The organism is Wenyingzhuangia sp. 2_MG-2023, assembly GCF_030548295.1.
GTDB lineage: Bacteria > Bacteroidota > Bacteroidia > Flavobacteriales > Flavobacteriaceae > Wenyingzhuangia.
In genome coordinates, this window is sequence record NZ_JAUOSB010000137.1 from 1 (window position 1) to 253 (window position 253).

1 protein-coding gene is annotated in these 253 nt (G+C 60.5%); it reads right to left on the reverse strand.

What is annotated here, in order from left to right; genetic code table 11:
- Positions 1 to 29: 29 nt before the first annotated feature.
- Positions 30 to 253: hypothetical protein (locus Q4548_RS16915; RefSeq protein WP_303457237.1), on the reverse strand; the 224-nt coding region annotated here is incomplete at its 5' end.

The following is a 253-nucleotide window of genomic DNA, read 5'->3' on the forward strand; positions in this document are numbered from 1 at the left end:
CTCGAGAGGGGCAGCAGGCGTGCGGGTCACTACTTCCGTCGCTCTCCGAAATAATCGTGGATCGGCACACGACTAAGTTCCACGCCGGACATGAGGGCGGCGAGCACTTCAACAGCCTCCCAGAGCGCATCGAGTTCCGCGCGGACAGCGAGCCGGTGATAAGCGTCAACATCTCTGTCGCCCAGGGAGATTTCAAGCGTGTGCTGTTGGCTCTGCAGTCGCTGCTTGATGTTGTCGAGAGTGGCAGCAAGGG